The organism is Streptomyces endophytica, from assembly GCF_026153355.1.
GTDB classification, from domain to species: Bacteria; Actinomycetota; Actinomycetes; order Streptomycetales; family Streptomycetaceae; genus Streptomyces; species Streptomyces endophytica.
In genome coordinates, this window is sequence record NZ_CP110636.1 from 2,794,291 (window position 1) to 2,817,879 (window position 23,589).

15 protein-coding genes and 3 pseudogenes are annotated in these 23,589 nt (G+C 74.3%); 10 read left to right on the plus strand and 8 right to left on the minus strand.

What is annotated here, in order from left to right:
• The first annotated feature begins 340 nt into the window (after window positions 1-340).
• The 4 genes and pseudogenes from OJ254_RS12710 (at window position 341) to OJ254_RS12725 (ending at window position 6,313) form a co-directional block, all read left to right on the plus strand.
• Window positions 341-1,348 (plus strand): SMI1/KNR4 family protein, encoded by a 1,008-nt coding sequence (locus OJ254_RS12710; RefSeq protein ID WP_265362422.1) that lies wholly within the window; start codon window positions 341-343, stop codon window positions 1,346-1,348.
• A 5-nt stretch (window positions 1,349-1,353) separates the two neighbouring features.
• Window positions 1,354-4,052: pseudogene (locus OJ254_RS12715) on the plus strand (SUKH-4 family immunity protein).
• 255 nt (window positions 4,053-4,307) lie between these two features.
• Entirely contained in the window at window positions 4,308-5,246 is a 939-nt protein-coding gene (locus OJ254_RS12720) for an LCP family protein (RefSeq protein WP_423836011.1), read from the plus strand.
• A 164-nt stretch (window positions 5,247-5,410) separates the two neighbouring features.
• Window positions 5,411-6,313, plus strand: a complete 903-nt coding sequence (locus OJ254_RS12725; protein WP_265362424.1) for a cellulose-binding protein — start codon at window positions 5,411-5,413, stop codon at window positions 6,311-6,313.
• Window positions 6,314-6,334: 21 nt separating this feature from the next.
• Here OJ254_RS12725 and OJ254_RS12730 read toward each other — a convergent pair whose 3' ends face one another.
• The gene (locus OJ254_RS12730; protein ID WP_265362425.1) at window positions 6,335-7,963 is read right to left on the minus strand and encodes an MFS transporter; all 1,629 of its coding nucleotides are present in this window, start codon (window positions 7,961-7,963) and stop codon (window positions 6,335-6,337) included.
• A 232-nt stretch (window positions 7,964-8,195) separates the two neighbouring features.
• Here OJ254_RS12730 and mfd point away from each other — a divergent pair, with 232 nt between their 5' ends.
• Window positions 8,196-11,771, plus strand: a complete 3,576-nt coding sequence (gene mfd, locus OJ254_RS12735; protein WP_265362426.1) for a transcription-repair coupling factor — start codon at window positions 8,196-8,198, stop codon at window positions 11,769-11,771.
• Window positions 11,772-12,494: 723 nt separating this feature from the next.
• On the opposite strand, the gene OJ254_RS31010 is transcribed toward mfd, so the two are convergent.
• The 3 genes from OJ254_RS31010 to OJ254_RS12745 form a co-directional block, all read right to left on the minus strand.
• Window positions 12,495-12,629 carry a hypothetical protein gene (locus OJ254_RS31010; RefSeq protein WP_341483602.1) on the minus strand — a complete coding sequence of 45 codons (135 nt, stop codon included), beginning with the start codon at window positions 12,627-12,629 and terminating at the stop codon, window positions 12,495-12,497.
• Between the two features lie 189 nt (window positions 12,630-12,818).
• On the minus strand, window positions 12,819-13,091 hold the full coding sequence (locus OJ254_RS31015; RefSeq protein WP_341483603.1) for a DUF2079 domain-containing protein: 273 nt from the start codon (window positions 13,089-13,091) through the stop codon (window positions 12,819-12,821).
• Window positions 13,092-13,793: 702 nt separating this feature from the next.
• Window positions 13,794-14,612: a DUF4190 domain-containing protein gene (locus OJ254_RS12745; RefSeq protein WP_265362427.1), complete on the minus strand. Its 819-nt coding sequence runs from the start codon at window positions 14,610-14,612 to the stop codon at window positions 13,794-13,796.
• Between the two features lie 138 nt (window positions 14,613-14,750).
• On the opposite strand from OJ254_RS12745, the pseudogene OJ254_RS12750 reads away from it, so the two are divergent.
• From OJ254_RS12750 to OJ254_RS12765, 4 genes and pseudogenes are all read left to right on the plus strand, one after another.
• A pseudogene (locus OJ254_RS12750) lies at window positions 14,751-16,903 on the plus strand (N-6 DNA methylase).
• A 360-nt stretch (window positions 16,904-17,263) separates the two neighbouring features.
• Window positions 17,264-17,476, plus strand: a complete 213-nt coding sequence (locus tag OJ254_RS12755) for a hypothetical protein (RefSeq protein WP_265362428.1) — start codon at window positions 17,264-17,266, stop codon at window positions 17,474-17,476.
• A complete protein-coding gene (locus OJ254_RS12760; RefSeq protein WP_265362429.1) occupies window positions 17,404-17,931 on the plus strand; it encodes a hypothetical protein in 528 nt (175 codons plus the stop codon). The genes OJ254_RS12755 and OJ254_RS12760 overlap by 73 nt, the downstream gene beginning before the upstream one ends.
• Window positions 17,928-19,663: pseudogene (locus tag OJ254_RS12765) on the plus strand (protein kinase domain-containing protein). Before OJ254_RS12760 ends, OJ254_RS12765 begins: the two are co-directional and overlap by 4 nt.
• A gap of 46 nt (window positions 19,664-19,709) precedes the next feature.
• On the opposite strand, the gene OJ254_RS12775 reads toward OJ254_RS12765, so the two are convergent.
• The 4 genes from OJ254_RS12775 to OJ254_RS12790 all read right to left on the minus strand — a co-directional run bounded on the left by OJ254_RS12775 (window position 19,710) and on the right by OJ254_RS12790 (window position 22,671).
• Window positions 19,710-19,925, minus strand: a complete 216-nt coding sequence (locus OJ254_RS12775; protein WP_265362430.1) for a hypothetical protein — start codon at window positions 19,923-19,925, stop codon at window positions 19,710-19,712.
• Window positions 19,926-20,235: 310 nt separating this feature from the next.
• Window positions 20,236-21,111 (minus strand): alpha/beta fold hydrolase, encoded by an 876-nt coding sequence (locus tag OJ254_RS12780; RefSeq protein WP_265362431.1) that lies wholly within the window; start codon window positions 21,109-21,111, stop codon window positions 20,236-20,238.
• A 43-nt stretch (window positions 21,112-21,154) separates the two neighbouring features.
• The gene (locus tag OJ254_RS12785; protein ID WP_265362432.1) at window positions 21,155-22,363 is read right to left on the minus strand and encodes a beta-ketoacyl-[acyl-carrier-protein] synthase family protein; all 1,209 of its coding nucleotides are present in this window, start codon (window positions 22,361-22,363) and stop codon (window positions 21,155-21,157) included.
• 77 nt (window positions 22,364-22,440) lie between these two features.
• Window positions 22,441-22,671: an acyl carrier protein gene (locus OJ254_RS12790; protein ID WP_261951044.1), complete on the minus strand. Its 231-nt coding sequence runs from the start codon at window positions 22,669-22,671 to the stop codon at window positions 22,441-22,443.
• Between the two features lie 279 nt (window positions 22,672-22,950).
• On the opposite strand from OJ254_RS12790, the gene OJ254_RS12795 reads away from it, so the two are divergent.
• Window positions 22,951-23,589, plus strand: a complete 639-nt coding sequence (locus tag OJ254_RS12795; protein ID WP_265362433.1) for a SurA N-terminal domain-containing protein — start codon at window positions 22,951-22,953, stop codon at window positions 23,587-23,589.

The window sequence follows — 23,589 nt, forward strand, 5'->3', positions numbered from 1 at the left end:
TTGCGGGGGTCAGCCTGCCAAATGTGCTGGGTGTTCCGGTAGTCGGACGGCCTGTCGCGGTGATCACCACGAGCTGACGGGGTGTCGGTCGGGGGCCAACGGGGCTGGTGGGCGGGGTGGTGTGCGGGGTTGCGGGGTGGTGGGCCGGCGGGTGACACCGGTGTGTCGCGGGGCTGACGGGTGGGGGGCTGGCGGGCGGAGGGCGCGGTTCCGCGGGGTCGGAGGTGCCGTGCCGCGGGCCCGGGGGGCGGCGCTGACGTGCGGGGCGGGGGCGGCGGAGGGTGTTGCGGCACGGCATAGGCTGTGCCTCAAAGCCAGCTTCAGCCAGGGGGCAACCGCGATGACGACAGGTCGGCCAGGGCTGGGGGTTCCACCCGGCCCCCAGGCGGCGGGACATGCCGCGCCACCGAATGCGGCCTATGCCGGACAGGTCGTGCATTTTCCGGATCCGGTGCGTGCCGCGCGGTATCCCGCGGGGGTGCGGATGGACGGGCGGGGCTTCCCGGAGTTCACGCCGTACGCCCGGGCCGCGGCGGAGATCGCCGAGCCGCCGGAGGGTTTCGGGGTCGACGAGCTGAGGCTGACGGACTACGTGTCGGCGAACGCGGCGCTGCACGCGCAGGGCCATGAGCTGTGGATAGACGTGCCGCCGGTGGCCACGCCGCACGGCTGGACCTGGCACCACGTGGCCGGTACCCGGCGGATGGAGCTGATCCCGGTCGAGGTGAAGGCGCTGCTGCGGCATCACGGTGGGCTGGCGACGGCGGCGGTGGCGCACGACAAGCGCGGGACGCGGCCGTTGCAGGAGACCCGGCCGGCGCACTTCGGGTTGCCGCACCGCGATCTGTCGGTGGGTGAGGAGCAGGTGGTCCAGGCCGAGGAGGCGCTGGGGTACCGGCTGCCGGGCGCGTACCGGTCGTTCGTGAAGGCGGCGGGCGGCTGCGCGCCGGTGGGTGCGGCGCTGGACGCGGAGTTGGGGCTGCTGGTGGACCAGCCGTTCTTCACGGTGCGGGACGACGCGGCGGTCAACGACCTGGTGTACGTGAACAAGTGCCTGCGGGACCACTTCACCAAGGACTATCTGGGGGTGGCGTTCGCGCAGGGCGGTGTGGTCGCGGTGAAGGTGCGCGGTGAGGGGCGGGGCTCGGTGTGGTTCTGCCCGTACGACGATGCGCGGGACCGGGACGGCTGGACGGTGCAGGAGCGGGTGGAGCGGCTGTTGTTGCCGTGCGGGGCGGATTTCGACGAATTCCTGCAGCGGCTGGCGGGTAACCCGCCGGAGCTGGAGACGGTGGCGAACCTGATGGTGGACGGCGGTTTCGCACAGGCCGTCGCGGTGGGGGGCTGATCGCGGTGGTGACGTTCGCGCAGGCGCAGGAGCGCGCCGAGCGGTGGGTGAACGGCGAGGTGCCGGCGGAGCTCCACCGTGAGGTGCGGGTGCGGGAGTTCGACCTGGGTTTCGTGGCCTGGGCGGAGGACCGTGAGGGGGGTCCGGCGTCGGAGGGCGGCCGGGCCCGGATGGTGATCGCGCGGGACAGCGGGGAGACCACGCTGTGGCCGGGGCTGCCGGTGGGCGAGGTGATCCGCCGTTACGAGGAGGAGTACGGCTCGCCGGTGGACGGCGGGTACGGCGCCGCCGAGCCGCCGCCGCAGCGGATCGATCTGGAGGCGACGTCGTTCCTGCTGACGCCGCCGGAGTGGCTGCAGGAGGCGGCGGACGCGATCGGCGTCCCGGAGCGGCGCGGCGGCACGGGGAGTGCGGGGGAGGGGACCGGTGCGGGTTCCGGCCCGGCGGCCCCGTCGGTGCCGCAGCAGGCCGCCGCCCCACAGCAGTCCGCGACGCCCGCGCCCGCTCCTGCCCCCACTCCTGCCCCCGCTTCGGGTGCCGGCGACGACACCCCCTGGGCGGCGGCGGACACGACTCATTCCGACGCAGGCGGCGGGGACCGTTCGGTGGGGCTGCCCGCGACGGTCTTCGCGCCGCCGCTGGCCGGTTACGACGAGGAGGACGCCCCGGCGGCGCCGCGGGCGCGGCCGGACGCCAAGACCGAACTGCTCCAGGGCGGCAGCCAGTTGCCGCGCACCCAGGTCGCGCCGGCGCTGGACCTGCCGTCCGACGGTGCCGGCGGGCCCGGTGGCGCGCCGCTGCCGCCGATGCCGTCCGCGCCGCCGGGCGTTCCGGGGCTGCCGGACCTGCCGCCGCCGTCGGGACCGCCGGTCGCGGACGTCCCGCCGCCGCCCGGTGTCGCGGTGCCGGGCGCTTCCGGCCCCGGCACGCCCCCGCCCGCCCGCAGGCCGCGGAATCCCCGGCCGCGGGTTCGGGTGGGACCGGCGCGGGTCCGTCCGGTGGGCCCGCGGCGTCCGGGCCGGGTGCGGCCGGTGCACCGGCCGGCGGGTACGTGCCGACACAGCTGGTCTCGCAGCTGGATGTGGACGGTCTCGATCTGAGCGCGGTGGACGGGCCGGGCGGCGCCGACGGACCCGGTGCGGGGGCCGCGGCCGGCTCGGGCGGTCCCGGTGCCGGCGGTCCGGGCGGCGGAGTGCACGCCGCGGCGACGATGCTCGCCGACGGGGCGTCGTTGCAGGAGCTCGTGGGTGCCGGTGGTCCGGGTGGTGCGGGTGCGGGGCCGGGTGTGCCGCCGCCGCCCGCGCCTCCGGGCGTACCCGGTGCGCCCAAGCCGCCCGGCCCGCCGGGGCGGCCCGGCCAGGGTGCGCCCGGTGCTCAGGGCGCGCAGAGCGCGCAGGGGGGCCAGGGTGCGCCGGGCGGCCCGCCGCCGCCCCCGCCGGCGCCCGCCACGGGCGGTGCCTCCGGTGGGGTGCACGCCGCGGCGACGATGCTGGCCAGTGGCGCGGCGCTGCCCGGTGGCCCGGGCGGCCCCGGCGGTCCGGGTGTGCCGCCGGCCGCCGGTCCCGCCGTGCCGCCGCCCGGTGTGCCGGGTCCGCCGCAGGGGCAGCCCGCCCCGCCGCCCGGTGTGCCGGGCCCCGGTGGTGCGGCTCCCGGTGCGTACGGCTACCCGCCGGCGCCCAGTGGTCAGCCGACGGTCGGCCCGGGCTACATGGCGGTGCTGAGCTATCGCGCCCCGGACGGTTCGGAGCAGAAGATCGTGCGCCGTTCGGCGCCGGGTACGCCGCATCCGGAGTGGCAGCTGCTGCACGAGCTGCGCGGGATGAACGTCCCGCCGCAGCAGGTGCTGGAGCTGCACACCGAGCTGGAGTGCTGCGATCTGCCGGGCGGCTACTGCGCGCGGATGATCCGGGACAACTGGCCGCAGGTGCGGATCAGCCACACCGCCGCGTACGGCCGGGACCACGCCTCGCGTCAGCAGGGTGTGCGCCATCTCGTCGAGCACCAGGGCGAGTTGCACCAGGTCGCGGACGGTCCGGCGCGGCCGGCCCCGGTGCGGGTGCCGTTGCCGCATCCGTCGCAGGTGCCGCCGGTGCCGCCGGTTCCGCCGCAGGTGATCGGGCAGGAGCTGGAGCAGTCCTTCGGGCCGCAGGGGATCTTCCGGTTCGACCAGCGGGCGGTCTCCCGGCACGGCGTGCCCGATGTGGTGGCGCAGATGCTGGTGTGGGCCGGGCTGCCGGTGGACTTCGGGCCGTTCTTCTGGGCGCAGGCGCAGCCGGGCCGCCCGGTGCCGACGCTGGCGGAGCTGGCGGCGGAGCGCGGGGTGCAGCCGGCGTCGGACGCCGGGTCGTACCTGGTGATGGGCAACGACTTCGGCCGTCAGCTGTGCGTCCAGTACGGGACCGCGAACATCGTGGCGGTGCCGATGGGTGGGGGCACCTCCCATGCCGTTCAGGCTATGGGGGACGGTCCGGGCGGTCAGCCGGCCGCGCCGCAGTTCGTGAACTCCGGGCTGCCGGAGTTCGTGCGCTGTCTGGCGATGCTGGGCCGGATGTGGCGGCTGCGGTACGGGCTCACGCCGGAGCAGGCGGGCCGCTGGACGGTGGACTTCCAGGCGCAGCTGGTGGCGCTGGATCCGCCGGCGCTCGGTTCGCCGGAGACCTGGTGGTCGGTGCTGCTGGAGCAGATGTGGGACGGCCTGCTGTAACGGTGCTCCGGGGGAAGTCGGGGCGCTCGACCTGCGGGCCGGGCCGGGCGCCCTGACCATGCCTGTATGGGCCGTCCGATACCCCCGTCGTGGCCGTCGCCGTGGCCTGCCTCGTCGACGACGCTGTACCGGGCGCGGCGGCCGCCGTGGTGGCACCGGCGGCGGATCGCCCGTTCGCTGCCGGGGCGGCGCCCGCCGCGGCGCCGGGGGACCGGGCCCGGGGCGTCCCGGCTGTCCTGGCTGAGGTGGCTGCTGGTGGCGCTGCTGATCCTGGTCCTGCTGGTGGTGGCGGGCGGGGCGGGGCTGTATGTGCGGGCGGGGCGGCAGCTGCAGCACGTCGATGCGCTGGGCGACTACGCGGGGCGGCCGGCCGCGGGCCGGGGCACGAACTGGCTGCTGGTCGGTTCGGACAGCCGGGCCGAGCTGACCCCGGAGCAGCGCAAGGAGCTGCACGTCGGCAACAACCAGGTGCGGAACACCGACACGATCATGGTGCTGCACTATGGCGACCACGGTCCCTCGCTGGTCAGCCTGCCGCGCGACAGTTACGTGCCGGTGCCGGGGTACGGCAGCCGGAAGATCAACGAGGCGTACGCGGACGGCGGCCCGCGGCTGCTCACCCGGACGGTGGAGCAGGCGACGGGGTTGCGGATCGACCGCTATGCGGAGGTCAACTTCCTGGGGCTGGTGCAGGTGGTGGACGCGCTGCCGGACGGCGTGCGGCTGTGTCTGGCGCGGCCGCTGCGGGACGCGAGGTCGGGGGCGGACTTCCCGGCGGGCTGCCGGCGGATGAACGGCACCCAGGCGCTGGCGTACGTCCGGGCGCGGTACGCCGACCCGCAGGGGGACCTCGGACGGGTGAAGCGGCAGCGTGAGCTGATCGGTGCGCTGGCGGACGGGATGACGGACTCCCGGGTGCTGCTCGATCCGTTCCGGCTGCGGCGGGTGCTGGACGTGTCGGTGGCGGCGTTGAGGGTGGATCAGCAGGCCGGAATGGCGGAGTTGCTGGACATGGGCTGGGCGATGAAGCGGATCGCGGGCGGGAGCGGGGCGGCGACGACGGTGCCGGTGCGGCAGCCGGGGGTGATGGTGGCCGGGGCCGGGTCGGTACTGCTGTGGGACGAAAACGGGGCGAGCCGGTTGTTCCGGGCGTTGCGCCACGATGATCCAATTCCGACTTCTGTCGATAAATAACGCATCCTGGTGCAGTGGGTCGGCCGGCGGGTCGCGAGGACGCCGCCGCCGGCCGGTCCGAGGAGAAGTGCGCGCAACTGCACAGAGGGGCTTGAGGGATGAGTGCATCGGTTTCGCCTCACGGGTTCGAGATCGTACGGGGCCGTGGGTACCGGCCGGAGGATGTGGACCGCCGCTTCGAGGGGCTCTCCATCGACCGTGACTCCTGCTGGGAGCGGGCCGCGCGGCTCACCGTCCTTGGCAACGAGATGGAGGCCGAACTCGCCGAGCTGCGGCTCTATCTGGCCAAGCTGCCCCCGCAGACGTACGAATCCCTCGGCCGCGAGGCCCGGTTGATCCTGACCACGGCGGAGTCCGAGGCGGCGCGGCTGCGCGCGGAGGCCGAGGAGGCCGCCGAGCAGGAGCGGGACGCGGCCGATGCGCACGCCAAGAAGGTCCGGGAGTCGGCGGACAAGGCGGCGTCCGTGCTGCGCGCCGACGCCGACGAACGGGCCCGGCACACCGAGGAGGTGGCCCGGGACAACGCCACGAAGCTGGTGGCGACGGCGTCCCGGGAGGCCGGACAGCTGCGTACGGAGGCCACCGAGGCGCTGGCGGACGTGGTGCGGCGCACCGACCAGCTGCTCGGCGACCAGGAGAAGCGGCAGGGGGAGGAGTGGGACGCGGCCGGGCGGGAGATCGCCGAGCGGGAGGCGGCGCTGGACCGGCTGGTGGCGGAGCTGGACGAGCGGGGTGAGGCGCTGCTCGCCGACGAGCGCCGGCGATACGCCCAGGCCGAGGAGGCCGCCCGGCACCACCAGGAGGCCGCCGAGGACCAGGCCGCCGAATTGCTGGCGCAGGCCCGGGTCGCGGCGGAGCGCGTCGAGCGGTCCACGGAGCGGGTGCTGCGGGAGCACGACGAGGAGCGCGAGGAGCTCCGTTCCCACATGGCGCACGTCCGCAACAGCCTGGCGGCGCTGACCGGGAAGGCCCCGGCGGCGGAGGGCGACGGCCCGGCGGCCGGCCCCTTCGGCCCGGACGAGGAGGACACCGTGGAGACCCAGGTGCCGCGCCAGGCCGGCGGCTGACCCGCGAGGGTTCCGGCCCGGCTACTTCCCGCCGGGCTCGGCCTCCGCCGTACGGGCCTCCGCGTGCACCGGGAAGCGCCGCGGGGCGAGCAGGAGCAGGGCGAGCACGGCGAGCGCGGCGGCCGTGGCGGCGCCGAGGTAGACGTGGCCGACGGTGGTGGCGACCGCGCGGCGCAGGTAGTCGGTGGCGTGCGCGGTGAGCGTGCCGGCGTGCTCCAGGGCGTGCGAGACCGCGTCGAGGTCGCCGGGCAGGCCGGGCCGGATGTCGGCCGGGGCGTCGGCGAGGCGGTCCTTGAGGGTGGTGTTGGCGACGGCGCCGAAGAGGGCGGCGCCGACGGACTGGCCGACCTGGCGGCAGAAGAGTATGGACGCGGTGGCGGTGCCGCGCTCGGCGTAGCCGACGGACGACTGCACGCCGATGATCAGCGGCAGCTGGAAGAGGCCGAGGGCGGCGCCCAGCGCCAGCATGATCAGCGCGGGCTGCCAGGCCGCGCCGGGGTAGGGCAGCAGCGGGAAGGCGAGCAGGATCAGCCCGGCCGCGCCGATGCCGAGCAGGGCGCAGTTGCGGATCCCGAGGCGGTTGTAGACGTGGCTGCTCAGCGCGGCCGAGACCGGCCAGCTCAGGGTCATCACGGACAGCACGAAACCGGCCGCTATCGGGCCCAGGCCCAGCACCGACTGGGCGTAGGTGGGCAGGAAGACGGTGGGGGCGACCATCAGCAGGCCGAGCGCCCCCAGGGCGAGGTTGACCGCGGAGATGGTGCGGCGGCGCCACACCCAGCCGGGGATGATCGGCTCGGCGGCGCGCCGTTCGATCAGGACGGTGGCCGCGGCGCACACCACGCTGCCGGCGAACAGCAGCAGGGACGGGGCGGAGAGCCAGGCCCAGGCGACGCCGCCCTGGACCAGGGCGGTCAGCAGCAGCCCGCCGCAGGCGAAGATCGCCAGGGCGCCGGGCCAGTCCACCCGGGGCCGGCCGGCCGGGCCGCCGCCGCGGTCCGCGGCCCGCCGCGGCTCCGTGAAGTGCCGCCCGATCAGCCACAGCGCCACCGCGCCGACCGGCAGGTTGACCAGGAAGATCCACCGCCAGTCCGCGTACGCGGCGAGCAGCCCGCCGAGCGCCGGCCCGGCGACCGCCGAGGTGGCCCAGACGCCGGACAGCTTGGCCTGGATCTTGGGGCGTTCCTTCATCGGGTAGAGGTCGGCGGCGATGGTCTGCACGGTGCCCTGGAGGGCGCCGCCGCCCAGGCCCTGCAGGATCCGGAAGGCGATCAGCGACGCCATGCTCCAGGCCGCGGCGCAGGCCAGCGAGCCGGCCAGGAAGAGCACGATGCCGGTGATCAGGATGGGCTTGCGGCCGAAGGTGTCGGAGAGCTTGCCGTAGACCGGCAGGGTGACGGTGACGGCCAGCAGGTAGCCGGAGAACAGCCAGGAGAAGACCGCGAAGCCGCCGAGGTCGCCGACGATCTGGGGGACGGCGGTGGCGATGATCGTGGAGTCCAGCGCGGCCAGCGCCATGCCGAGCATCAGGGCGGCGACGACCGGGCCGCGCCGCCCGGTGCGGGCGTCCCCGGTGTCCGGCGCCGGCGTCCGCGGGCCGTCCGTCCCCCGGTCCGTGGGGCGGTCGCTGCCCCTGGTCCTGCGGCTCATGGATCCCCCTCCGCTTCCGTGCCACCGTTGTGTGTAGTGGGCACCGTTCCCGTCACAGCCTTCCATGCCGGACCGGGATCCGGAACGGGACCAGGCGGTCCGCCCCCGGCCGGGCCCCGTCCGCTCGGTCGGCGGTTTGTCGGCGGTCGGGCGTATCGTGGGCAACCCCCGCCCGTGTGACGTCGCGGGCTGTTCGCGTTGTTCGCCTCGCTTTCTGGGACGGAAGCCTTTCATGAGCCTGACTGGTCTGCTCGACGCCGTCGTACGGGACCCGGCGCTCGCCGAAGCGGTCCGGGCCGCGACCGACGGACGCCGCCCGCACGTGGATCTCGTGGGCCCGCCGGCCGCCCGCCCGTTCGTGATCGCCGCGCTCGCCCGCGAGGCGAAGCGCCCGGTGCTGGCGGTCACCGCCACCGGCCGGGAGGCCGAGGACCTCGCCGCCGCGCTGCGCAGCCTGATGCCGGCCGGCGAGGACAACTCCGTCGTCGAGTACCCGTCCTGGGAGACGCTGCCGCACGAGCGGCTCTCACCGCGCTCGGACACCGTCGGCCGGCGCCTGGCGGTGCTCCGCCGGCTCACCCACCCCAGCCAGGACGACCCCACCGCGGGCCCCGTCTCCGTCGTCGTCGCGCCGATCCGCTCGGTGCTCCAGCCGCAGGTCAAGGGCCTGGGCGAGCTGGAGCCGGTCAGTCTGCGCACGGGCCAGACCGCCGATCTGGAGGAGATCGTCGACGGCCTGGCGGCGGCCGCCTACGCCCGCGTCGAACTGGTCGAGAAGCGCGGCGAGTTCGCGGTCCGCGGCGGCATCCTGGACGTCTTCCCGCCCACCGAGGAGCACCCCCTCCGGATCGAGTTCTGGGGCGACGACGTCGAGGAGATCCGCTACTTCAAGGTCGCCGACCAGCGCTCCCTGGAGATCGCCGAGCACGGCCTGTGGGCGCCGCCGTGCCGTGAGCTGCTGCTCACCGCGGACGTCCGCGACCGGGCCGCGACCCTCGCCGAGCGCCACCCGGAGCTGGGCGAACTCCTCGGCAAGATCGCCGAGGGCATCGCGGTCGAAGGCATGGAGTCGCTCGCACCGGTCCTCGTCGACGAGATGGAGCTGCTGCTCGACGTCCTGCCCAAGGGCTCCATGGCCGTGGTCTGCGACCCGGAGCGGGTGCGCACCCGGGCCGCCGACCTGGTCGCGACCAGCCAGGAGTTCCTGCAGGCCAGCTGGGCCGCGACGGCCGGCGGCGGCGACGCGCCCATCGACGTCGGCGCGGCGTCCCTGTGGGGCATCGCGGACGTCCGCGACCGGGCCCGTGAGCTGGACATGATGTGGTGGTCGGTGACGCCGTTCGCCTCCGGCGACCTCGGGCCCGGTGCCGACGGCGACGAGGACCTGGCCGCCGGCGACGACGGCGACACCCTCAAGCTCGGCCTGCACGCCCCCGAGACGTACCGCGGCGACACCCAGCGGGCGCTGGCCGACACCAAGCAGTGGCTCGCCGACGGCTGGCGCACGGTCTACGTCACCGAGGCGCACGGCCCCGCGGCCCGTACGGTCGAGGTGCTCGGCGGCGAGGGCATCGCCGCCCGCCTGGACGCCGACCTCCCCGAGATCTCACCCGCCCTCGTCCACGTCGCCTGCGGCTCCCTCGACAACGGCTTCGTCGCCCCGCAGCTCCGGCTCGCCGTGCTGACCGAGACCGACCTGTCCGGCCAGAAGGCCGCCGGCAAGGACGGCCAGCGGATGCCGGCCCGCCGCCGCAAGACCATCGACCCGCTCACCCTCGAAGCGGGCGACTACATCGTCCACGAACAGCACGGCGTGGGCCGCTACATCGAGATGGTGCAGCGCACGGTCCAGGGCGCCACCCGCGAGTACCTCCTCGTCGAGTACGCGCCCGCCAAGCGCGGCCAGCCCGGCGACCGCCTCTACATCCCCACCGACCAGCTGGAGCAGGTCACCAAGTACGTGGGCGGCGAGGCCCCGACCCTGCACCGCCTCGGCGGCGCCGACTGGACCAAGACCAAGGCGCGCGCGAAGAAGGCCGTCAAGGAGATCGCCGCCGACCTGATCAAGCTGTACTCGGCCCGGATGGCGGCCCCCGGCCACACCTTCGGCCCGGACACCCCCTGGCAGCGCGAGCTGGAGGACGCCTTCCCGTACGCGGAGACGCCCGACCAGCTCACGACCATCGCCGAGGTCAAGGAGGACATGGAGAAGTCGGTCCCGATGGACCGGCTGATCTGCGGCGACGTCGGCTACGGCAAGACCGAGATCGCGGTCCGCGCCGCCTTCAAGGCGGTCCAGGACGGCAAGCAGGTCGCCGTCCTGGTCCCGACCACGCTGCTCGTCCAGCAGCACTACGGCACCTTCACCGAGCGGTACGGCCAGTTCCCGGTCAGCGTCAAGGCGCTGTCCCGCTTCCAGACCGACACCGAGGCCAAGGCGACCCTGGAGGGCCTGCGGGACGGCGCCGTCGACATCGTCATCGGCACCCACCGCCTGTTCTCCTCCGAGACCAAGTTCAAGGACCTGGGCCTGGTCATCGTCGACGAGGAGCAGCGCTTCGGCGTCGAGCACAAGGAACAGCTCAAGAAGCTCCGCGCCAACGTCGACGTCCTGACGATGTCCGCGACCCCGATCCCCCGGACCCTGGAGATGGCGGTCACCGGCATCCGCGAGATGTCCACGATCACCACCCCGCCGGAGGAGCGGCACCCGGTCCTGACCTTCGTCGGCCCCTACGAGCAGAAGCAGATCGGCGCCGCCATCCGCCGCGAACTGCTCCGCGAGGGCCAGGTCTTCTACATCCACAACCGCGTCGAGTCCATCGACCGCGCCGCCGCCCGCCTCCGCGAGATCGTCCCCGAGGCGCGGATCGCCACCGCCCACGGCCAGATGTCGGAGTCGGCCCTGGAACAGGTCGTCGTCGACTTCTGGGAGAAGAAGTTCGACGTCCTGGTCTCCACCACGATCGTGGAATCCGGCATCGACATCTCCAACGCCAACACCCTGATCGTGGAGCGCGGCGACAACTTCGGCCTGTCGCAGCTGCACCAGCTCCGCGGCCGGGTCGGCCGCGGCCGCGAACGCGGCTACGCGTACTTCCTCTACCCGCCCGAGAAGCCGCTGACCGAGACCGCCCACGAGCGTCTCGCCACCATCGCCCAGCACACGGAGATGGGCGCCGGCATGTACGTCGCCATGAAGGACCTGGAGATCCGCGGCGCCGGAAACCTCCTCGGCGGCGAGCAGTCCGGCCACATCGCCGGCGTCGGCTTCGACCTGTACGTGCGGATGGTCGGCGAGGCCGTCGCCGACTACCGCGCGTCCCTCGAAGGCGGCGTGGAGGAAGAGCCGCCGCTCGAAGTGAAGATCGAGCTGCCCGTCGACGCGCACGTCCCGCACGACTACGCCCCCGGCGAGCGGCTGCGCCTCCAGGCGTACCGCGCCATCGCTTCCGCGAACTCCGAGGAGGACATCGCCGCGGTCCGCGAGGAGCTCACCGACCGCTACGGCAAGCTGCCCGAGCCGGTCGAGAACCTCCTGCTCGTCGCCGGCCTGCGGATGCTGGCCCGTTCCTGCGGCGTCTCGGACATCACCCTCCAGGGCGCCAACATCCGCTTCGGCCCGGTCGACCTCCGCGAGTCCCAGGAGCTCCGCCTGAAGCGGTTGTACCCCCGTACGGTCCTCAAGCCGGCCGCTCACCAGATCCTGGTTCCCCGGCCCACAACGGCCAAGATCGGCGGCAAGCCGGTGGTGGGACGTGAGTTGCTCGCCTGGGTGGGCGAGTTCCTCACGACGGTCTTGAGCTAGCCGTACGTTGTCGGCTTGCCCGCCGTGGGGGTTGCTGTTTCTTCCGCCTTCGGCGGGCGTGGGGGCTTGGGCCGGGGGCGCCTGGTTGTGGGCGGTGCCGGGTTCGGCCCTCCGGCGCCTGTTGGGTGGACTGCTGACGCTTTACGTCCACCCAACAGGCGCCTCCGGGCCGCCCCCTTGCGTCCGGTGGGGCGCCCCCGCCCTTGTGGGGATTGGTCAAAGGCCAGGGGCTCGGCCCGCGCCCGGCGGGCAAGCCGGCAACGTACGGGTCAGTGGACCGCCGTACGGCGGAGTACCAGGACATCCGCGGCCCGCCGAGAACGACATAGTGCGCCCGCGGATGCCGGGCAACCGCATCCGCGACCGCCTGGCGCACCGTGTGCCCGTCCCGCAGCTGAACCGCGATGTAGCCGGGCGCCAAGCCCCCGTGTTGCCGAGCCAGAAGACCGTGTGTGGTCGGTGAGGCGGCTCAGGGGGCGGATGTCGGATTCGACGGTGGCGCCGTCGGGGATGCGGGAGAGCAGCCGCGCGGCGGCCGCGACGTCCGGTGGCGTGCGGTACGTCGCGGACTCGGTGAGCCGGGCCAGCGGCAGGTTGGCGGTCAGCGCGAGGGCCGCGGCCAGGACGGCGGCCGGCAGGTGGTGGGCGTAGGAGCGCAGCCAGGGGCGGGCGGAGACCCGGGCCCGGGGAGCGCGTCGATCAGGGCGAGGAAGACCACCGGCATCAGGACGGCGTTGTAGTGCCAGTCGATGCCCAGTAGTGGGGTTCGTGGGAGAGGAACCGCCAGCCCAGGGTGGGCAGCGCGACCAGGAGGAGGGGGGAGCGCAGGGCGAGCAGCCCGGTGGTGGGGAGCAGCACCCACAGCGTGGTGCGCAGCGCCGTGTCGAGGGGGATCGTCGCGCCGCGCCGTCGGCTCCGAACTTGCTCCAGTAGTCGTACGAGCCGGACCGTTGAAGGCGGGGATGAGGACGCCGAGGGTGAGGGCCGCGGCGCCGAGGCCGAAGCCGACCAGGGCGATGGGGAGGGGGCTGGCCCTCCGGGTGCGTATCAGGGCGAGGGCCCCGATGGTGGCGGCGGTGACGCCCAGGTCCTCCTTGACCAGGACAGCGGCGCCGCCCAGCACACCGCCGCGGTCCAGCGGCCGCGGAGCACCGCTTCGAGGGCGAAGGCCAGCAGCGGCAGGGCGAACGCGATCTCGTGGAAGTCGAAGTCGACGGCCTTCTGGAGGCCCCAGGAGGTGCCGTACGCGATGCCGAGGGCGAGGCCGGGGAGGCGGCCGAGGGCGCGGGCCGCGGCCCGGGTGACCGGTATGACGGACACCGCACAGCGCGGCCTGGGCTATCAGCAGGGTCAGTGAGGAGGGAAGACGCGGTAGAGGGGGCGAGCAGGACCAGTACGGGGCTGAAGTGGTCGCCGAGGATGTTGGTGCCGGGCCCCTTGAGGTCGACGATCGGCGCCCGGAAGTGGGCGTAGCCGCGTATCGCCTGTTTCGAAGATGCCCAGGTCCCAGGAGGACGTGGACAGGGTCTGGAAGCGGTGCAGGGCCAGCAGCGCGAAGGCGAGGAAGAAGAAGAGGGCGGCCCAGTACGGGTCGAGGCGGGGGACCCTCCCCCAAGCTCTCGGCTTCGCTCGAACAGGGAGGTGCCCCCACGGCGCCGTGCGGTCCAGCAGGCGGCGGTGCTCCGGAGGGGGCCGGCGGGCGGCCCGGGGGTGGCGGGCGCGGCCGGGGCGGCGGCGGTCCGGGGCGGTGGCACGGTGTGGCCGTCCTGCCCCAGGTCCGTCCGGGGGCACCCCCGGCCGTTGCGGCGGCCGTGTCCATCAGGGTCCTCACTCACTCTCAACTGCCGGAAAGGTACCTGACGCGGCCGGCCCGGATGCCGGGCGCCCGTCGGGCAGTGAGTCAGACGCCGCGCCGGCACGGTCCGTTCCCGCCGGCCGGCCGGACGGGACGCCGCCTGCCCGGCACCGCGGGTCGCGGTGCCGGGCAGGAGGGGGAGGAGGAAGGGGCGGGACCCCGTGGCGTCAGAGCGCCAGCTTCCAGTTCGCCGGGTCGAGCAGCAGGTCCGGCGTGATCTTGATGTCGAGCTGCTTGGCGGTCGCCGGGGCGTCGAAGACCATCTCCACGCTGTCGGACTCCTTGGGGTCGAGCTGCTTCTCCCAGTCGTGGTGGAGGATGCCGTGCTTGTCGTCGTCGACCTCCTCGGCCTTCTTGCCGTCGGCCTCGGCCTCGGTCGTCATGAGGGGGTTGGTGGCCGCCTTGGTGCCGGTGTTCTTGAGGGTGACGGTGACCTTCCAGGCCTTGTTGCCCTCGGTGTGGCCGCTGATGAGGGTGTTCTTGTCGACGGTGTACGGGGTCGGCTTCGAGACGGTCACTTCGAGGCCGTTGTTGTACTTCGCCGCCGCGCCCGCGCCGAGGTCCTTGATGTTGCTGCTGCTGCCTGACTGCTTCTCGTACTCCTTGTGCACCTCGTCGACGGCCTTGTTGACCGCCATCAGGGTGACGATGACCCCGACGACCGCGAGGATGATCGAGAGGGCGCCCAGGATCGTGCCGGTGATCGCCACGCCCTTGTTGGTGGCCTGGCCCTTCTTGGCCGGCTCATGCCCACCAGGCCGAAGATCAGGGCCAGGATGCCCAGGGCCCGGCAGCCAGAACAGGATCATCGGGATGCCGCTGAGCGCGCCGATGATGCCGAGGATCAGGGCGGCGATGCCGAGACCGTTACGGGCCTGCTGCGGGCGGCGTGCCCCTGCGGGGCGGGCTGGAAGTGCATCTGCTGGGACATGCGTGGGAGCCCCTTCCGGGCTGGTGGATCGAAGACCGTTGTGGTGATGGGTCAATAACAGCAGAGGCTGTGAACCGAGTCAACATGAATGAGCGAAGAGGATTGGTTCACGCTGTGAAGGGGGAGGATCTCGACGGATGGGTATGCTGGCCGACACAGCGTCGGGGGTCACAGGAGGTCGGGGGTTCACGGAATGGGAGTCAGCCAGGTGCCGCACAACGCGTCAGCGGACCAGGGGGCGGACGGCCGCCCGACCGAGGTGACCGCCGCCGGCATCGCCCGGCTCGCCGGCGTCGGCCGGGCCGCGGTCAGTAACTGGCGGCGCCGCCACGCCGACTTCCCCAAGCCCGTCGGCGGCACCGAGACCAGCCCCGCCTTCGCCCTCGGCGACATCGAGCAATGGCTGCGCGACCAGGGCAAACTCGCCGAGGTCCCGCTGCGCGAGCGGGTCTGGCAGCAGCTCGTCGGACACCCCGCGGGTGCCGCCGCAGCGCTCCGCCAGGCCGGCGCCGTCCTGCTGCTGGCCCACGACCGGCCCGCCGCCTGGCAGCAGCTGCGCGGCGCCGCCGACGACACCGAGCTGACCGGTGTGCTGCCCGCGATGCTCGACTCCGTGCTCGTCGCCCGGCTCGGCCCCGGCCACCCCGTCCGCGGCCTCACCCGCGAGGCACTCGCCCCCTCCGCCGCGCTCGTACGGTCCACCGGCGAGCTCGCGGTCCTGGACGGCGCCCCGAGGCGTACGCCTTCCTGCTCGGCCGCCACCTCGACGCCAACCCCCGGCAGTACACCCTCACCCCGCCCGGACCGGCCGCGCTGATGGCCGAACTCGCCGCCGTGGCGGGCCCGTTGACCACCGTCCTCGACCCCGCCTGCGGCGCCGGCGCACTGCTCGCCGCCGCCCGCGAGTGCACCGCCGACGAGACCGACGGCACCGCCGTCACCCTCCACGGCCAGGAGTCCGACCCCGACCTCGCCGCGCTCACCGCGCTCCGCCTCGCCCTGAGCGCCCCCGCCGCCGAGGTCCGGGTGCGCGCCGCGGACACCCTGCGCGCCGACGCCTTCCCCGAACTCACCGCGGACGCCGTGCTCGTCCACCCGCCTTTCAACGAACGCAACTGGGGCCACGACGAACTCGCCTACGACGCGCGCTGGGAGTACGGCTTCCCGGCCCGCACCGAATCCGAACTCGCCTGGGTCCAGCACGCCCTGGCCCGGCTGCGCGAGGGCGGCACCGCCGTCGTGCTGATGCCGCCCGCCGCCGCGTCCCGCCGCTCCGGCCGCCGGATCCGCGCCGACCTGCTGCGCCGCGGCGCACTGCGCGCGGTCATCGCGCTGCCGGCCGGCGCCGCCCCGCCCAACGGCGTCCCGCTGCACCTGTGGTGCTGCGCAAGCCCGGCGGCACCACCCCGCCCACCCCGCAACTCCTCGTCGTCGACACCGCGGGCCCCGCCGCCGGCCCAGCCGCCGCCGGCCGCGACCGGCCCGACTGGCAGACCGTCCGGGACACCGCCGTGGAGGCCTGGCGGGCCTTCGACCGCGACGGCGGCATCGAGGAACGGCCCGGCGTCCGGCGCTCGCTGGCCGCCATCGACCTCCTCGACGACGATGTCGACCTGGCCCCGGCCCGGCACCTCCCGCCGCCCGCCGCGGCCGGCGGCCCGGCCGCACTCGCCGAGGTGCACGACCGGCTGACCGCCACCCTCGTCCGGACCACCCAGCTCACCCCGCGCCCCGCCGACGCCGACGCCGGACCGGCCCGCTGGCCGCTGACCACCGTCGGCGAACTCGCCCCGCTCCGGCGCCCTGGTGCTGCGCACCGGCGGCCCCGGCACCGCCCCCGCCGAGGGCATGGACGCGCCCCCGGTCCTCACCGACCACGACGTCATCGCCGGCGGCGCCCCCTCCGGCGCCCTGCCCGAAACGCCCGCCCCCGGGCCGGCCGAGGAACCGGTCCTGATCCGCGAGGGCGACGTCGTCGTCCCGGTCCTCGGCGGCGGCGCCATCGCCCGGGTCGTCGACGCGGCCACCGCCGGCGCCGCCCTCGGCCGCAACCTCACCCTGCTGCGCCCCGACCCGGCCGCCCTCGACCCGTGGTTCCTCGCCGGCTTCCTGCGCGGTACCGCCAACAACCGCCAGGCCAGCAGCTACGCCTCCACCGCCACCCGGCTCGACGTCCGCCGTCTCCAGCTGCCCCGGCTCCCGCTCGCCGAACAGCGCCGCTACGGCAGCCGGTTCAGCGACCTGGCCGCCTTCGAGAGCACCCTGCGCCAGGCCACCCGGCTCGGCGAACAGCTGGTCCAGGGCCTCTACGACGGACTGACGGACGGGTCGGTCACGCCGGAGTGACGGACGGGTGGTCACGCCGGGCTGACGGACCGGTGGTCACGCCGAACCGACGGACCGGTGGGGCGCGCGGCCCGGTGCGTTTTCCGGCACCGGGCGCCCCTCACTTCACGGACGGACGGACGGATCGGGTATAGGGACGGACCGGCGGAAGGGAGGGCCCTCGGGGCCTGGGAGGCCGCCGGAGGTCGCAGAATGGGCCCGGCACATCGCCCGGCCCATTCCGTACAACCCCGCACGCGGGCCCGGTGTCGTATATACGCTCGCAAGGCACGTGCGGCGATGGGCGCACCACCGCCGGCGTGCCAGGCCGCCGTGTCAGCACGGCCCCACCGGCCACGAACCGATCCGTCAGGAGCAGTGATGCACGGCCCCGTCCCGGCCCACCCCCCGCACCGTCCGCCGGCGCAGGGCACGGTCATCCTGCTGCGGGTGGTGTTCGTGGCCACCGCGGTGCTCAGCCTGGGGCTGCTGGCCTGGGTGCCGATGCTGCGGCCGCGATCGTGCAGCGCGGGCAGCTGGGCTGGTGGCTGTTCGGCGGTGACCTGGTGGCGGTCATCGGCGCGTGCGTGCTGATCACCAGCTACGCCGAGACGGACTGGCGCACCAACGTCGGGGTGGGCCTGCTGCTGATGCAGATCGCGGCGGCCGTGGCCTACTACCTCGTGGTCGACACCCGTGCCCGGCGCACCGCCGCACCCGGCGCCGGCCACGCGCCGGCGCCCTACCCGGGCTTCGCCGGCATCCCGGGCGTCCCGCCCCTCGCGCAGCCCTACGGCCCGCCGCCGGCCGCACCGGGCGCCTTCCACAGCCGGGAGACCCAGCCGTACCAGGGTCCCCGCCCGGCCAACCCGTACGCCGTGACCGAGACCCGGCTGCCCCCGCCGCCGGCGCCCGGCCACCTCCCCGCGCCCGCCCCGTACCTCCCCGCGCCCGCGCCCCAGGAGCGTCCGCAGCCGCAGCGCATCGACCGGGTGCGGGCCGAACTCGACGAACTCAGCGACTACCTCCGCAAGGAGGAGGGGCGGTGAACGGCCGGGTCATCGGCGACCGTTACGAACTCTCCGCACTGCTCGGGCAGGGCGGGATGGGACAGGTCTGGATCGGCTACGACCGCCGGCTGGACCGCCGGGTCGGCGTCAAGCTGCTGCGCCCGGACCGGGTGGCCGGGACCCCGGACGGCGAGGAGATGCGGCGCCGCTTCGTCCGCGAGTGCCGGGTCACCGCGCAGGTCGACCACCCCGGGCTGGTCACCGTCCACGACGCCGGCAGCGACGGCGAGGACCTCTATCTGGTCATGCAGTACGTCGAGGGCGCCGACCTCTCCGACCACCTCGCCGAGCACGACCCCTACCCCTGGCCCTGGGCGGTGTCGGTCGCGGCCCAGCTCTGCGCCGTGCTCGCCTCCGTGCACGCGGTGCCGATCGTCCACCGCGACCTCAAACCCCGTAACGTCATGATCCGCCCGGACGGTTCCCTGGTCGTCCTCGACCTCGGCATCGCCTCCGCGCTGGACACCGACACCACCCGCCTCACGCACACCGGCTCGCCCATCGGCAGCCCCGCCTACATGGCACCCGAGCAGGCCATGGGCGGAGCCGTCGGCCCGTACACCGACCTCTACGCGCTGGGTGTCCTGCTGCACGAACTCCTCAGCGGCGAGGTGCCGTTCGCCGGGTCGACGGCGCTCGGAGTGCTCCATCGCCACCTCCACGAGGAGCCCGTGCCGGTGCGGAAGCTCCGGCCCGACGTCCCCGAGGCCCTCGAAGCCCTCGTCCTGCACCTCCTGCGCAAGGACCCCCAGGCCCGCCCGGCCGACGCGCAGGAGGTCTACCAGGCCCTGGCCCCGCTCCTGCCCACCGCTACGGTCGGCTCCCCGGCGAGCCCGCCCGCACCGCTCGCCCCCATGGACCCCACCCGTCCCTTCCGCCACCCCCAGGCCCCCTGGCCCCTCCGCTCCGCCCACCCCCCGGCCCCACCGCCCTCTCCACCCCCAGGCCGCGGCACCACCCGCACCCGCCGCCCCGGCCGACCCCCGGGTCTCCGCCCTCTCGGGTGTACTGACGTCCGGCGGCGCCGTGCACCCGGGCCCCGACGAACCGGGCCCGCCACCGGCAGCGCCCCACACCTCGCGCCCGCCCGGCGCCTGGACCTCCGCCGCCACCCCCCTGGTGCCCCCCCCCGTCCGCTCCCCCCTCCGGCGGACCGGACGTCGCCGCCGCCGTCGACGAGGTCAAGAACCTGCTCGACCAGGGCCGGATCACCCACGCCGTGGACATCCTCGGCAACATCCTCCCGGCCGCCGCCGAGCGGCACGGCGCGCACTCCCCGGTCGTCCGCACCCTGCGCAAGCAGTACGCCGCGACCCTCATGGACGACGGCCAGTACCGCCGCGCCCTGCCCGAACTCCGGCTGCTGGCCGAGGAGTACGCCAAGGAATCCGGCGCCGGCGCCACCCGCCAGGCCCTGCAGTTCCACTACGAGGCCGCCCAGTGCCTCGAACAGCTCGGCGAGGTCACCCAGGCCCTGGAGGAATACCGCGCCCTGCTCCCGTACTTCGAGCACTACGCCGACGATCCCCTCCGCCCCCTGGAAATCCGCCGCTCCATAGGCCACCTGCTCCTCGCCCAGGGCGAACGCGGCGCCGCCCAGGAAGCCCTCTCCCGCCTCCTCTACGACGCCGAGCGCCTCCACGGCCCCCACCACGCCTTCCCCACCGAACTCCGCCGCACCCTGTACTGGTTGAGCCAGGTCCAGGGCTAGCGGAGTCCGCCCAGACGCTCGTGGTCCTGTCCGCTACCGGCCTCCGCTACGGGCATATCCAGCAGTAGAGGTGCTGCCCGCGGCTGACGGCGCGTCGGGCCAGGGCGGCGAGTTCGGTGAGGAAGCGGGTCAGGGAATCCGGGTCGGGCGGGGTGAAGAAGTCACCGGCGGCGGCCCAGCCCTGGGCGACGTCGGGCAGCAGCGCGGTGTCGAACGAGGCGAGGGCGTCGCGGAAGTCGTCGGTGAGGGTGACGGCCACCACCTCGCCCTCGCCGAGCGTGGGGTATCAGGGAGCACCGGCGGGGCGTGGTCAGCAGCGTCTTCGCCGCGGTGCCCGTGATGAGGGACTCGGCGAGCAGCAGGTCGTCCGACGGATCGACGCCCTTGACGACCAGTTCGTCGTGGTCCGATCCGGTCGGCCGGTCGTCGCCCCCGACCACGGCCCGGGCGGCGTCTTCGTCGTCAGCGGCGGCGTAATAGCCGTAGAGCACTCCCATACGTCGAGCATGGCAGCCGCCACTGACAACCGGCCCCGCCCGGCGCGGACTACGGCTTCCCGCCCGTGCGCCGTTTCAGAGCCGGGCCGGCTCGCAGGTGACCAGGTAGTCGGCGGTCTCCAGGGGCTGGTCGGTGAAGAACCGGACGACCAGGTCGACCACCGCCTGGGCGCGTTCGAGGGCGACCCAGTGATCGGACTCGGCGATGGTCAGGAAGCGGCTGTCCTCGATGGTGGCGGCGAACTCCCGCTGCCGTGCGGGCGAGGACACCGTGTCGTGCTCACCGCAGAAGACCAGCGCGGGCACCCCGGTCAGCCCGCCCGACGGGTTCAGCTCCTCGGTGGCCGAGCGGTCCAGGACCGTGAAGCCGTGCGGGATGTGCGTGACGGCGTGCATGATCAGGCGCTTGACGTAACGGTGCACCAGCTTGCGGTGGCGTACGAAGCGGCTCTCGTCCTGGCACAGCCACAGCTTCAGCGCCAGGTCGACGAACTCCTCCGGCTCCCCGGCCGCCATCCGGGCCGCGGCCTGCCGCCACAACGCCAGCTGGGCGTTGGTGATGTGCGCCGGCACCCCGCCGAGCAGCAGCCGCGCGATCCGGTGCGGCCGCCGCTGCGCGAAGGCGAACGCGATCGCCGAACCGAAGGAGTAGCCGAAGAGGTTGACGCGGGCCACCCCGAGGTCGTCGAGGACGTGCTCGACCGCCCGGCACATGGTCGCGAGGCCCTGGTCGGGGCGGAGCGGATCGGCGTTGCCCGAGCCCGGCAGGTCGATGGTGATCAGGCTCGCCAGCGGTGACACCGGCTCGTCGAGGTGCTGCCAGCCGTATTTGTCCTGCAGCGCGCCGCCCAGCACCAGTACCGGTTCGGTCCGGGGAGCCGGCTGCCGCACCAGACGGTAGGAGTAGGACAGCCCGTCCACCCTCAGGGGGTGGACCGCTTCGTTGGTCATGCGTCTCCTTCGCGTGGGTGCCACGCCGGGACCGGCGGTGGGCTCACCCGCGGCTGACGACCAGGGCGGCGTTGTGCCCGCCGAACCCCAGTGAGGTCTTCACCGCGCAGTCCAGCCGCGCCGGCCGGGCTTCCTTGGCCACCACCTCGACGGGGATGTCGGGGTCGGGCGATACGAGGTTCGCCGTCGGCGGCACCAGCTGGTGCTGCACCGCCAGCACGGTGAACGCGGTCTCGATGGCGCCGGCCGCGCCGAGGGTGTGGCCGGTCATGGCTTTGGTCGAGGTGACCAGGGGGTGTTCGCCGAGCACCCGGCGCAGCATGGTGCCCTCGATCAGATCGTTGAGGACCGTCGAGGTGCCGTGCGCGTTGACGTGCCCGATGTCGGCGGGGTCCGCGCCGGCGTCGGCCAGCGCGGCACGCAGCGCGCGTTCGGCGCCGGCGCCGTCGGGATGCGGGGCGACCGGGGCGTACGCGTCGTTGGACGCGCCGTAGCCGGTGATCTCGGCCCGGATCCGGGCGCCCCGGGCCCGGGCGTGCTCGGGCCGCTCCAGGACGAGCAGCCCGGCGCCCTCGCCCAGGACGAAGCCGTCCCGGCCGGCGTCGAACGGGCGGCAGGCCGCGGCCGGGTCGTCCCGCCGGGTCGACAGGCCCTTCATCTTGCACATGCTCGCCACCAGCAGCCGGGAGCAGGCCGATTCGGCGCCGCCGGCGAGGGCGATGTCGCACATGCCGGCGCGCAGCAGCTGACGGGCCAGGCCGATGGCGTCGGTGCCGGAGGCGCAGGTGGTGTTCACCGCGAGGCTCGGGCCGCGGGCGGCCAGATCGCGGCAGACGCTCGCCGCGGCGCTGTTGCCGGTGGTGAGCGCGGCCAGCACGGGGGAGACCCGGCGCGGCCCGCGCTCCAGGAGGGTGGTGTGCTGCTCGTCGTAGGCGGGGAGTCCGCCGTTGGCGGTCCCGATGAGGACCGCGACCCGGTCGCCGTCCCACTCGGCGGGGTCCAGCCCGGCGTCGGCCACGGCCTCGCGGGCGGCCAGCACCGCCAGTTGGGAGAAACGGTCCATCAGACGGCGGGAGGCGACGTCCAGGGCCTCGTCGACGTCCAGGCCGTCGACGAGATACATGAAGTCCGTGGGCAGGTCGCGCAGTTCGGCCGGTCGGCGCACCCCGGACGGCGTGGTGGCGCGGGTGATCTCCCGCCAGCTCGCGCCGGCCCCGGCGCCGGCGGCGGTCAGCATGCCCAGACCGGTCACGGCGGCCGCGTACGGCTGCTGCGCGGGACCGGTCGCGTACCGGCCCGGGACCGGGTGGGGCTCCCGGCCCGGGCGGCTCACGCGGCCGCCACGTGCACGGCCGCCAGCAGCTGGCCGTAACTGTCCCGGGGCGTCAGCTCGACGTCCTCCAGGTCGACCTGGAGGCCGTCCTCGATGAGCAGCCGCAGCTCCTCCAGCGCCAGCGAATCGACCCCCAGCTTCCGCAACGGGACCTCCGGGCTCACGGAGAGGGGATCCACCCCGAATTTCGTCGTCAACAGGGTCCGCACCTGTTCCGCGATGTCCACTCCAGCCACCTTTCTCACCGGTTGGGGCCCGCCGGACTATGGGGACAACGCCACAGACGCCCGTTGAGTCACGCCACGCCCGGCGTTCGTGCAGCGCGCCGTGCGGGGCGGGCCGCGGACCGCCCGGATCGGGCGGGCGGCCGGACGGGGCCGGGTGCGGGGCACAGAAACCGAGCCCGGCGCAGATCGTTGGCCGAAGCAGTGGCCTGGGCCACGCCGACTTCATAGCATCGATCACTCAAGGTCGAGACTCCGTCGCACGATCTGCCGGGAGGCCATGTGTTCCGCCGTAGGACAGCGCTCTCCGTATCCGCCACCGCCGCTCTGCTGGCCGCGACGCCACTGCTCGCCGCCTGCGGGAGCCAGGCGCACCCCGGTGCCGCCGCCGTCGTGGACGGGAAGCGGATCACCGTCGCCCAGCTCCAGGCGAAGGTCCGGGACGTACGGGCCGCACAGGCCAGGTCCCCGCAGGGCGGCCAGCTGATCATGAACACCGGCCGGCTCAGCCTGGCCACGCTCAACGGCATGATCTTCGACGAGGTGCTGGCGCGCGGCGCGAAGGACGCCGGGGTGACGGTCACCCGCAAGGACGTCCAGGCGTGGCGCGGCAAGGCCGAGAAGCAGGCCGGCGGGGCCGAGCGGCTGAAGGCGATGTGGCTGCAGCAGGGCATCGCCCCCGACGAGGTCGACGGCACGGTCCGCAACCAGCTGCTGCTCGACGGCATCGCCCGGCACCTCGGCGCGGACCGCGGCACGCCGCAGGGCCAGCAGAAGCTGGCCCGGTCGCTGGCGCGGACGTCCCGGTCGATGGGGATCGACGTCAATCCGCGCTTCGGCAGGTGGGACGACCGGCAGGTCATCCTCGGCGAGACCAAGGACCCGTGGATCGCCACCGCCCCGGCGCGGCAGCAGACCTGA